Raw genomic sequence first — 10479 nt, forward strand, 5'->3', positions numbered from 1 at the left:
GGGGTAGGGGTGGGAGCGCAGGCGTCCCGCCTGCTTCGGAATCGGCGAAATCTGCGCAATCTGCGGATAGAATCACGTCATGGCGCGCCACCAGACCGCGCACTCCGCTTCGCTACGTTTGCGGCGCTGATCGTCGCAAGACGCGCACGCTCGCGTCGATGGAGAATGCGTTCGATGCCGTGGCGTTGCCGACCGCGCACTCCGCTGCGCTTCGTTTGCGGCACTGATCGTCGCAAGAACACGCTCGCGCGGGCATGCGGCACGCTCCGTTGGGGGGCTGCGGCTCAAAACGAAATTCGATCGCGCCCTGGAAGGGCGCTCCTGCAATACATCCGTGTCCTCTGTGTCTTCTCTGTGCACTCTGTGTACCGCCGAATGCGATTCATTCCGCATTCCGAATTCCGCATTCGCCATTCCTTCAGACGCGGTACACCATCGCTCCGTAGCTAATACCCGCGCCGACGGCGGCGGCGAGGACGAGGTCGCCGCGGCGGATCGCGCCGTTGTGCCAGGCGGTGTGCAGGACCGTCGGGATCATCGCCGTGCCGTAATAGCCTCGGTCGCGCTGAGGTTCGGCGGTGCGTTCGGCGGGGATGCCAAGCACGCGCGCGGCGTCCTGTCCCCACGACATCTTCAGCGTGCCCGGAATGAACAACTTGATGTCGGCCGCGGTCACGCCCGCCTGTTCGAGCGCCTGCGCCGCGACGCGCGGCAGCTTGTCGGCCGTTTGCCTTTGCATGGCGTCGAGGTCGAGGTGGAAGTGCCACTCGCCGCGTTCAATCAGTTCGCGCGTGAGACGCGGACGGTCGATCGTGCTTGGTTTTTCCGCCCAGAACGAACGCACGTTCGCCGGATCGTTGCCGACGACAAGCGAAACGATCCCGGCGTCCGTTTCCGACGGCGCAAGCACGCACACCGCCGCGCCGTCGCCGAAGAGTTCGTCCGTGCCGGCGCCTTCCGGCGAGTGCCAGAGAAACGTCGAGAAGATGTCGTTCGCCGCCAGGAGCACGGTCTTGAATCCGCCATGCGTCACGAAGTCCGCGGCGGATGCGAGGGTGTGCAGGAATCCGCCGTCGCACGCGCGGATATCGAAAATCGCCTGCCCCTTGATGCCGAGTTCCTTCTGGAGGAATGCGGCGTTGCCGGGGAATTGGTGATCGGGCGTCACGGTTGACGCGACGATCATCTCGATGTCGTCCGGCGTCTTGCCGATTTCTCCGAGCGCCCGGCGCGTCGCTTCCGCGAGGATCGCGGTGCCCGGCGTGCCGGATTCGATGTAGCGACGCGCGTCGATCTCGGCGGACAGGGCGATCGCGTCGAGCGGAAGCTGCTGCTCGGCGGCGATGCGATCGTTGCCGGCGACGACAGGCGGCGTGACGGACGCGGAAGCGAGGATCTTGCAGCGCATTTCGATCACCAACGCAGCAGCGCAGCTGCGGAGGTGAACCCCGCGCCGAACGCCGCGGCCATGACGAGCGATCCGTCCTTCACGAGCCCGGCCGCGCGCGCCTCGTGGATCACGCTCGGGATCGTCGCGGCGGTCGTGTTGCCGTATCGCTCGATGTTGTTGAAAACCTTTTCGTCGGGGATGTTCATCGACGAGGCGACCCACTGGTTGATGCGGATATTCGCCTGGTGAAACGCGAAGCAGTCGATCTCGCCAAGCGTGTGCCCCGTCTTGTCGAGCACGTCGTTGATGACCTCGGGCAGGCCGCGCGTCGCTTCGACGAAAACCGCCTTGCCGCGCATTTTGGGCCAGGCCGCGCCGGATTCGAGCATCTCGACCGTAAAGCGCGGCTGATCGTAGCTGCGTTCGGCGTCTGTCCAAAGATCCTGGGCGTGCGAGCCGTCGCCGCGCAGCGTGAAGCCCAGAACCCCGCGATCGCCGTCGTCGGCCTCCATCACGAACGCGCCGGCGCCGTCGCCGAAGATGACGGCGACATCCCGCGAGCGGTCGTCGAAATCGAGCCCCCCGCTTTGCACCTCGGAGCCGATGAGAAGCACGCGCCGATAGCGCCCCGAGCGGATGAACGTATCCGCGGCGGCGAGGCCGTAGAGAAAGCCGCTGCATTGATTGCGAACGTCGAACGCGGGAATGTCGGGAACGCCGAGCCGCTCCTGGATGAACGGCGCGTTGCTCGGAAAGATGTAGTCCGGCGAGAGCGTCGCGGCGATGATCGCGTCGATGTCGCCGGGCCCGACGCCCGCCTCGTCCATCGCCTGTTTCGCGGCGTGCTCGACCATGTCCACGTTCGTCATGCCTTGCGGCACGAACCGCCGCGCGCGGATGCCCGTGCGTTGCTCGATCCACTCGTGGTTGGTCGTCAGAACCTTCGAGAGATCGTCGTTCGTGACGACGTTGTCCGGAACGAAAAATCCGGTGCCGGTGACGCGCGCGCGTAGGACCATGTTCAGCCTCCTTCGCCGGATACTAGCTCACGCAGCCTCCGGGCCGAAACCTCCGGCGGCATCGGATTGATGTGAATCCCCGTGCCCTGCTCGAAGCCCGCCGCGGTGCCCGTTCGCGGATGCAACTCGACGCGCCAATGAAGCGCGCGGCCATCCTCGCCGCGCGGCGCGGTGGACAATACGACATTGCACGCCAGCCGGGGAAGAATTCGAGCGACGCGCGTTAGCTGCGCCTTCAGAAGGTGCGCCACGCCGGCGATTTCGTCGTCCGTCGCATCGCGAAAATCCGCGCCATGCCGGCGCGGAACGAACCACGTCTCGAGCGCGGAGCGCGCCGCGAACGGGATCAACGCGACTGCGGCGTCGTTTTGTTCCACCAGGCGCGCCCCGGTCGCGAGTTCGTCCGCGATGACATCGCATGTCACGCAACGCCCGTGCGTTTCGTGATACGCGCCCGCGACGGAAATCAGGTTGCGCACGCGCGGCGGCACGATCGGCAATCCGACGATCTGGCTGTGCTCATGCGGTTGCGACGCGCCCGCCAGATCGCCGTGGTTCTTGAAGATCTGCACCATCGCGACGATCTCGTCGGCCATGATCGCGCGCATGCGTCGCCGGTACATCGAAAACATCCGCGTCATTGTCTCGATCGGGAAACGCGGGAAAATCAGGTCATGTTCGGGCGTTTCGACGAGCACCTCGTGCGCGCCGTACGCGGCGCGCGTGCGGTGAAGCTCGTCGCGCCCGTTCCCGACGGATTCCGCGCCCATGCGGAGGGCCGGATATTTGTTCGGAAACACGCGCGCGACCCAGCCCGGCGCATCCGGCGCGCCCGATTCGCGAATGGCGTCGGTCTCCGGAGGCGTCATCGACTCGTGCCCCGGGCAAAATGGGCAATTCAGGCGGCGCTCGACGTCGTTCCGCATCGATGGCGGCGGCGGCGCCATTGGGCGTTCGGCGCGCGCGGTGGAAACGATGGCGTATTCTCCGGTGACGATATCGCGCCGTAACTCGCTGACCGGCGGCAAGTCCTGGAAAAATTCGCGCGGAATATCGGAAGGCATGAACGTGCGTTTTCGCCGTCGGGCTCAGGATAGGGGCGCGAGCCCGATGGGAATTCGGAAACTCGCCGATGCGCCGGGCGCGAGGGTGATCTCGCGCAGCGCGGCGATGCACGTGCCCTGATAGAGCAGCTCGAACCCCGCCTCGGATTGCGAGATCGTGCGGATGGGATATTGCCGCACGAGCGCCGGGCCGCCCTCGTGCACGAGAAGGCGAAAGCGGCGCGTGGCGTCGATGAGGGCCAGGCGTTCGGCCGGCTCCTCGAACTCCGCGTCGAGCGGATGGCGCGCGCCGTCGAGATCGACGTGGCGCTCACGCGCGCCGGGATCGCCGAGCGTGACGTTCAGCTCGCACGACCACACAAACGCCGCCGTCGTGTCGGAACGATTCTCGAACGTGTATTCGGCCAGCAGCATCGGCTCGTCGCGGTAAACGGCGATCGACTTGTGCAGGTGAATCGTCCGCTCGCCGTCGCGCGTCGTCAGATTCGTCATGCCGTCGCACACCGCCGCGGCCTTGCCTTCGTCGACGACCATCTCGCCGGCAAGATTCGCGAACCGGCCGATCTCGTGCGTGCGCTCGTTCATCATCGTTTCGAGAGGCGGCGTCGATTCAAAGAAGCGGTCGCGGAAACAGGCGCGCGTATAGCGGTCGTACACGAGATACGAGTCGAGCGGAATCTCGTTTTCGTCGGCGACGTAATTGCCGTCGCGCCGCAGATCGCTTGTCGTCTGCTGCCGCGCGCGTTCGTGGTAAATCTCCCGCCGGCGCGAGATGACGTTCGCGAGGCTGTGCTCCTCGCGCGCGAGCACAAGCTCCGAGACGCACCCGCCGTCGCGCGGGTGGACGACGGCCTTAAAGCGCGGCGATTCGAGCAGGATCTCGTCGTGGCCGTCGACGTCGAAATCGAAGACCTCCGCGCGCACGGAGGCGGCGCCGCCGTACAACAGTAGGTCCGCGTAGTTCTCCGCGCGCGCCAGGTGCCGCGTCACGGTGTCGCGCAAGAAACCAAGGTAGATGCCGCCAAACAGGCCGTGCCAATACGCGCATCCGCTTTGCGCCTTCAGGAGCTCCCGGCGCGCGAGGGCGGTGTGCGTGCTCTCGGCGGGGCAGCGCGAAACCTTGTCGGACACATACAGCATGCGTTTGTGCAGGCGGTTTGATTCCGGATACTTCGCGAGAAAATTGTCCCACAGCCCGCCGCGGATGAAAGCCTCGTACTCCGGCCACTTGGAGCGGTCGCGAAACTCATTGCGGATGTTCGCGAGCTGAAAACCGCCGTCCGGCGGCATCGCCCATTCGGTCATTTCCGGATAGCTCATCGAGGGCAGATACACGCGGCCGAGAACGTCGGTGCGCGAAAGCGCGGCGCCGAGCGTCGTCGTCGCCAGCCAGTCGCCGTTTGACGACAATTCGCGGAAAAAGCGGTCGAGCCAGCCGCGGTTATAAACCCAGTCGTGCGTCTCGGGCCACACGCCGAATTTTTCGCCGTCGTCGGCGTACGTCGCGCAGGCTCCCGGCGAATGCGCGGCAATCGAACGCAGAATTTCGATCGTCTTGCCCGGTTCCGCGAACGGAATCGCGTAGCGCAGATCCTTACGGATCGGAAAGACGTGCACCGCTTTGCCGAGGCGCTCGCAGAGGTAGTGCCCCATCATGCCGTCCGCGCCGATGCCCGCCGCGCGGAAGTGCGTCTCGTCGAGCACCGTGTATTTGATGCCGAGCGATTCGAGCAGATCGGGAAATTGCGCGTCCCAGATGCGCTCGTAAAGCCAGGCGCCGGCGGGGCGCGCGCCGAAGCGTTTTTCGAGATATTCGTTGGTCATCTCGAATTGCGCGATGGCGTCGCGGCGTGGAATCACCGCCAGCACGGGCTCGAAGTAGCCGCCGCCGAGCAGTTCCACGCGCTCATCGGAAACGAATCGCGCGAGCCGGTCGATGTAAGCCGGCTCGTTGGATTCGAGCCAGTCGAACAGCGCGCCGGAGATGTGCAGGCTGACCCTGATGTCGGGGTATTTGGCGAGCGTATCCAGAAAGGGCGCGTAGCACTGCCGATACGCCGAACGCATCACCTCATCGAGGTTTCCGACCGGCTGATGGTTGTGCAAAACGATGCAAAACGAAACGCGCTGCGACACGCCCTGGCCCCTTGAAATTTCCCCCGCCGCGCCGGGGCGCGGCGACCGATCTTATACGGATACCGGGGGGCTGCCCAGCGCGGCTCAGGCCAGCGGCGCGCCCTTCGGGATCACGACGACGCCCCCCCTGGTGACGTGGAATCGCCTCTCATCCGCCGCCCGATCGTAGCCGATTTCCGTCTCCGGGGGCACTTTCACGCCCTTGTCGATGATCGCCTTGCGGATCTTCGCGTGACGTCCGACGTCGACGCGGTCCATCAGCACCGAGTCCTCGACCGACGCGTAAGAGTTGATCCGCACCCAGGGGGAAAGGATCGAACGGTGAATGCGTCCGCCGGAGATAATCGCTCCCGAACAGACAAGCGAATCCGTCGCGATGCCCACGCGGTCGTGCTCCTCGTCGGCGAACACGAATTTCGCGGGCGGGGAGGGCGGCAGGTAGTTGTGAATCGGCCACGCGCGGTTGTGGATGTCCATGACCGGGCTGACGGATACAAGGTCCATGCTCGCGGCCCAATAGGCGTCCAGGTCGCCCACGTCGCGCCAGTAGCCGCGCTCGCGCTCGCTCATCCCCGGGACTACATTTTGGGAGAAGTCGTACACAAACACGTTGCCGCGGTCGGCGAGGATGCGGGGGATGATGTCCTTGCCGAAATCGTGCTGCGAGGTATCGGATTCCTGGTCCTTGTCGATGACCTCCATCAGCGCGTCGATCGAAAAAATGTAGTTTCCCATGCTGGCGAGCGCCATGTCGGGCCGCGCCGGCATCGGCTTGGGGTGGCGGGGTTTTTCCTGCCACTCTTTCATGCGTCCGGCGTCGTCGACCTGGATGCAACCAAACGACGATGCCTCGGCGACCGGCACGGGGATCGCCGCGATCGTGCATGACGCCCGGGATTCGACGTGAAAGCGCAGCATCTGGCGCACGTCCATCTTGTAGATGTGGTCCGCGCCGAAGACGCACACGTATTTCGGCCGCTCGTCGGTGATGATGTTCATGTTCTGAAACACCGCGTCCGCGGAGCCGCGAAACCACTCCGGCCCCGTGCGCTGCTGAGGCGGCACCGTTTCCACGAAGTGGTTGAGCTGCGAGGACAGGTTCCAGCCGCGGCTGATGTGCTGGTTCAGCGACTCGGATTTGTATTGCGTGAGGACCTTGATGCGATAAAAGCCGGAGTTGATGAAGTTCGACAACGCGAAATCGATGATGCGGTAGTGGCCGCCGAACGGCACCGCCGGTTTGGCGCGGTCCGCCGTCAGCGGATAGAGCCGTTTTCCCTCGCCGCCCGCGAGCACGAGGACGAGCACATCGCGGTTGATGGAATCGCCTAACATGGCATCTCCCCGTGTCCCGGCTCCGGCGAGGCGGCCAGCACTTGACACGCCGCGCCCATCAGGCCCGCGTCGTTACCGAGCTGGGCCGGCGCCAGTTTCATGTTCTGCGCGGGAATGACGAACGCGCGCCGCCCGATTTCGTCGCGGATGCCTCCCTCGATCAGATCGAACGCATTCGAAATGCCGCCGCCGACAAGCAGGACTTCCATGTTGATGGTGTTGAGCAGCGAAGCCGCCGCGATGCCGACATACCGGCCGACTTGCTCGAAGATCGCGCGGCAATCCGGGCACCCGGCCCGCGCCGCGTCGTGAATATCCTTGGGCGTGATTTGATCGACGCGCCCGCCAACCTGTTCGACGAGCATGCGCGCGCGATTTTTCAGGATCATCGACCACGCCAGGCGCACGATGGCGTCGCGCCCGGCGTAGGCCTCAAGGCATCCCTTGCTGCCGCAGCCGCAAAAGGGGCCGTCGGGGTTGATGTTTGTATGCCCAAGCTCGCCGGCCATTCCGAAGGCGCCGCGCCAAATGCGGCCCTCCAGCACGATGCCGCCGCCGACGCCCGTGCCGAGCGTGTAGAGCACCACGGTTTCGTAATCGCGCCCGCCGCCGGCCCAATATTCGCCGAGCGCCGCGAGGTTCGCGTCGTTTTCGAGTTGCACGGCGACGCCGGTGTGTTCGGCGATCATCGAGCGGATATCCACGTCCTGCCACGCGGGAAAATTCGGCGACTGGCTCACCGTGGCCCGGTCGTTGCGGATACCGCCCGGCACGCCGACGCCCGCGCCCGGCACGCGGTGTCCCGCGCCGCGCGCCTTGCCCGCGAGGTCCTCGATGATTTCCGCGATGCGGCGCGCAACCGACGGCGCGGAAAGATCGTTGCCCGTCGGCGATTCGCCTTTTTCGTGCAGGCGCTTGTCGCGCGTCACGTAACCGGACTTGATGCTCGTGCCGCCCAGGTCGACGACAATCGCCGCGTCAGCCATCGGATATCGCCTTTCGGTAGATCGTGCGCAGGTCGCGATGCCGGCCCGCCAGATCGAGACCCCAGCCGACGTAGAAGCCGTCCGGGACAAAAAATCCCACGTCAACGACGGAAGCGGGCAAACGGCCGCGCCAGTCTTCCTTGGCCAGCAGAAAAATCCATCGAATGCTTGCCGCGCCTTGTTTTAGCAAAAGCCGCTCCACCTCGGCGAACGTCCTGCCGGTATCCAGAATGTCATCCACCACGAGGGCGTTGCGGCCTTCAAGGTTTCCATCTAATTCTTTCACGACGGTGACGCGCCCGCTCGACGAGAGCGCGTCGCCGTAGCTCGAAACGGCAAGCGTCAGGCGCGCCACGTCGGGAAGGCGGATCGTCACATGCCCGGAAAACAATCGCGCGCCCTCAAGCAACGTGACGACGCACGCATCCGTCGCCGCGACGCGTTCGGGAAGCGTGCGCGCCATCACACCGATTCGCGCGCTGACCGTATCCGCGTCGAGGTAGGGTTCGAATGACCGGCGAACGAGATCCAAAACCTGCATGCCGCATGCACCCTATCGCTTTCCGGAAGCGGCGATCAAGAAAAATCGTTAGCCGCGCGGTGAACATCGCGCAACGGGCTCGAAACGTATGCGTGGCCTGCCGTTCCGCGAGAGGCGGCGCGGCGTCATGAGGCGCATCAAGCTCGTCTTGTCCGATCTGCACCTCGGCAAGGGGCGCATCGACGAGTTCGGCCGCCTGAACCCGCTCGAGGATTTCCACGATGACGAACGGTTCATCGAGTTCATCCGCCACTACGGCGGCGAGGCCTACGAGGACGCCGAGGTCGAGCTGATCATCAACGGCGATTTCCTCGAACTTCTCGTCGTGGACGAGTTCGACGTATTGCCCAATCGCGAAACCGAGCAGACCGGCGTGTGGAAGGTGCAGCGTATCTTCGACGGGCACAAACCCGTGTTCGAGGCGTTGCGCGCGTTCGCGTCGCGGCCGAACCGGAGCATCACGTTCACCATCGGCAATCACGACGCGGCCCTGCTTTTCCCGCGCGTGCGCGATGCGCTCATCGCGTCCATCGGCGGGGCCACGCGCGTCATCGAGCGTTCGTACGACTTTTCGTGCATCCACATCGAGCACGGCAATCACTACGAATACATCCACGCGTTCAACGCGCGGAATTATTCGTACCGCGACGCGCGCGGCGAGAAGATCTTCCGCATGCCGGTGGGGAGCCTTTTCATCATGGAGTTCCTCTCCGCGCTCAAGAAAGACCGCCCCTATATCGACAAGGTCAAGCCGTTTCGCATTTACCTCAAATACGCGTTCGTCAACGACCACATGTTTTTCTGGACGATGCTCGTGCGTCTGGTGCAGTTCTGGATGCGCAACCGCCTCTCGCGCGATCCGGTCCGGCGCCGCGAGTTCGCCCTGTCGCTGACGCGCGGCCGTCACGCGATGACGCATGTCTCCATGGATCAGGCGGCGTTCGAGATCCTGCGCAAGACGAATTATCGCTACGTCATATTCGGGCACTCGCATAAACACGGCCACGAACGCCTCGGCGACTACGGCGAATACATCAACACGGGCTCGTGGGTGGAGATGGTCTCGCTCGAATTGCCGAACCTCGGCAAGCGCAACGACCGCATGTTCGCCTTCATCGACTGCACCGACTGGGACAACCCGGTCGTCCGTCTGAAGACCTGGATCGGAAGCCACGAGCTCGAGCGGGACGTGGGGTGAAACGCCGCAAGAGTCTGGAAGACCGGGAGTCTGGAAGTCTGGTAGGCCATCGCACGGGCACCGCACTTTGAATCGAGCTTGCCAGGGCAGAAGCGCCGTCGTTTGCGGTGCGGGGAAGCCGCGCACAATTTCCCCATGTCGCCGGTATTCGCGCGCCGCCCCGTCCCGGCTATCGTTCGTCCATTTTGTCCATGCGGTCCATGATGTCCAATTTGTTCATCGCCGGACCGTGCGCGGGCAAAAAAGTACGGCGACGCCATACGCGTCGCCGACCAATGCAAAAAAGCAGTCCCAACGGGATTCGAACCCGTGTTACCGGCGTGAGAGGCCGGCGTCCTAGGCCTCTAGACGATGGGACCAGAGGATCGTCATTTCAGGGCCGTTTCCGGCCAGATCTGGGCCCAGGATTCGAACCTGGATAGCAGGAGTCAGAGTCCTGCGTCCTACCATTAGACGAGCCCAGAACACCCGCCGCAGAGAATAGCGATGAGCGCCCGCGTGTCAAGACGATTCCGGGCTTTGGAGCCAGGAAACGAAGCTTCGGAGGTCGCCCAACTCCCCCGTCCAGACGATTTCGTATTCCGGGTCGGTTTCGTCCACGTCATGGCTGCCATAGTCCCAATCCGCTGGTGGGGTGGAATCGACGGTCGCATATGCCGCAGTCACGAAAAATGTAAAAATTGCCAAAGTCAACGCAAGCGTCAATCGAGACATCGCCAAGCCTCCTTATGGTTGTATCTGCCTATATATCCCGCCGCCAAGAAAGTGTTGGCGGGTATTATCATTGGCAATGTCGAACTGAGAGGTCCC

The 10479-nt window shown here is 64.2% G+C and carries 9 protein-coding genes and 2 tRNA genes; 1 reads left to right on the plus strand and 10 read right to left on the minus strand.

Annotated elements, in window-relative coordinates; all coding sequences use genetic code 11:
- Positions 1–418: 418 nt before the first annotated feature.
- The 7 genes from K8I61_11970 to K8I61_12000 all read right to left on the minus strand — a co-directional run bounded on the left by K8I61_11970 (position 419) and on the right by K8I61_12000 (position 8471).
- Positions 419–1408, minus strand: coding sequence for a hypothetical protein (locus tag K8I61_11970; GenBank protein MBZ0272747.1), 990 nt, complete (start codon positions 1406–1408; stop codon positions 419–421).
- Between the two features lie 5 nt (positions 1409–1413).
- Entirely contained in the window at positions 1414–2409 is a 996-nt protein-coding gene (locus K8I61_11975; GenBank protein MBZ0272748.1) for a ketoacyl-ACP synthase III, read from the minus strand.
- Positions 2410–2411: 2 nt separating this feature from the next.
- The gene (locus tag K8I61_11980) at positions 2412–3473 is read right to left on the minus strand and encodes a DUF4921 family protein (protein MBZ0272749.1); all 1062 of its coding nucleotides are present in this window, start codon (positions 3471–3473) and stop codon (positions 2412–2414) included.
- A 24-nt stretch (positions 3474–3497) separates the two neighbouring features.
- Complete coding sequence (locus tag K8I61_11985) at positions 3498–5609, minus strand: DUF1926 domain-containing protein (protein MBZ0272750.1); 2112 nt, start codon at positions 5607–5609, stop codon at positions 3498–3500.
- 84 nt (positions 5610–5693) lie between these two features.
- Positions 5694–6944 (minus strand): glucose-1-phosphate adenylyltransferase, encoded by a 1251-nt coding sequence (gene glgC, locus K8I61_11990; GenBank protein ID MBZ0272751.1) that lies wholly within the window; start codon positions 6942–6944, stop codon positions 5694–5696.
- Positions 6938–7930 carry an ROK family protein gene (locus tag K8I61_11995; protein ID MBZ0272752.1) on the minus strand — a complete coding sequence of 331 codons (993 nt, stop codon included), beginning with the start codon at positions 7928–7930 and terminating at the stop codon, positions 6938–6940. Before K8I61_11995 ends, glgC begins: the two co-directional genes overlap by 7 nt.
- On the minus strand, positions 7923–8471 hold the full coding sequence (locus tag K8I61_12000) for a hypoxanthine phosphoribosyltransferase (GenBank protein MBZ0272753.1): 549 nt from the start codon (positions 8469–8471) through the stop codon (positions 7923–7925). The genes K8I61_11995 and K8I61_12000 overlap by 8 nt, the downstream gene beginning before the upstream one ends.
- Before the next feature lie 127 nt (positions 8472–8598).
- Between K8I61_12000 and K8I61_12005 the strand changes: the two genes are divergently transcribed.
- Complete coding sequence (locus tag K8I61_12005) at positions 8599–9669, plus strand: metallophosphoesterase (GenBank protein MBZ0272754.1); 1071 nt, start codon at positions 8599–8601, stop codon at positions 9667–9669.
- A gap of 286 nt (positions 9670–9955) precedes the next feature.
- On the opposite strand, the gene K8I61_12010 is transcribed toward K8I61_12005, so the two are convergent.
- From K8I61_12010 to K8I61_12020, 3 genes are all read right to left on the minus strand, one after another.
- A tRNA-Glu gene (locus tag K8I61_12010) sits at positions 9956–10028 on the minus strand.
- Between the two features lie 34 nt (positions 10029–10062).
- Positions 10063–10133, minus strand: a tRNA-Gln gene (locus K8I61_12015).
- A 37-nt stretch (positions 10134–10170) separates the two neighbouring features.
- On the minus strand, positions 10171–10383 hold the full coding sequence (locus tag K8I61_12020; protein MBZ0272755.1) for a hypothetical protein: 213 nt from the start codon (positions 10381–10383) through the stop codon (positions 10171–10173).
- Positions 10384–10479: the final 96 nt, after the last annotated feature.

Source organism: bacterium, assembly GCA_019912885.1.
In the GTDB taxonomy this organism is placed as follows: domain Bacteria; phylum Lernaellota; class Lernaellaia; order JACKCT01; family JACKCT01; genus JAIOHV01.

Coding starts and splice junctions, on each gene's coding strand:
- K8I61_11970 (MBZ0272747.1), bottom strand. CDS start 1,408: ATGCGCTGCAAGATCCTCGCTTCCGCGTCCGTCACGCCGCCTGTCGTC.
- K8I61_11975 (MBZ0272748.1), bottom strand. CDS start 2,409: ATGGTCCTACGCGCGCGCGTCACCGGCACCGGATTTTTCGTTCCGGAC.
- K8I61_11980 (MBZ0272749.1), bottom strand. CDS start 3,473: ATGCCTTCCGATATTCCGCGCGAATTTTTCCAGGACTTGCCGCCGGTC.
- glgC (MBZ0272751.1), bottom strand. CDS start 6,944: ATGTTAGGCGATTCCATCAACCGCGATGTGCTCGTCCTCGTGCTCGCG.
- K8I61_11995 (MBZ0272752.1), bottom strand. CDS start 7,930: ATGGCTGACGCGGCGATTGTCGTCGACCTGGGCGGCACGAGCATCAAG.
- K8I61_12000 (MBZ0272753.1), bottom strand. CDS start 8,471: ATGCAGGTTTTGGATCTCGTTCGCCGGTCATTCGAACCCTACCTCGAC.
- K8I61_12005 (MBZ0272754.1), top strand. CDS start 8,599: ATGAGGCGCATCAAGCTCGTCTTGTCCGATCTGCACCTCGGCAAGGGG.
- K8I61_12020 (MBZ0272755.1), bottom strand. CDS start 10,383: ATGTCTCGATTGACGCTTGCGTTGACTTTGGCAATTTTTACATTTTTC.